The following is a 348-nucleotide window of genomic DNA, read 5'->3' as shown; positions in this document are numbered from 1 at the left end:
ATATAGGAAGAGTCAATTTCGCTTTCTATATCTTTGGTTCATCTGGTATTTGGAGTGATGACACACAATGGACGCTTTCATCCCGACCTATCACTGATTCCGGATGAGCCATATCTTTTCGTTTCGTATTTGAGAGAGTAAACTCTCAGGATGGATTTGATTGCTTACAGCTCAAGAATAATAGAATAAAAAAATCATGACATAAAGAAGAGAAGAGCTTTTCTTATTATTTTCCAATTCGTGAAAAAGGAAAATCCTTGCCTTTTTTCCGTACTAATGCCCGTTTTGTTTCAAAAATGCGATTCTAAGGGCATCTAAATAGATATAAGGATATAATAATCAATATAT

It is taken from the genome of Bacteroides sp., from assembly GCF_029057325.1.
Taxonomy (GTDB): Bacteria; Bacteroidota; Bacteroidia; order Bacteroidales; family Bacteroidaceae; genus Bacteroides.
The sequence above is the reverse complement of the archived record's forward strand: the minus strand, read 5'-3'. Positions refer to the sequence as shown.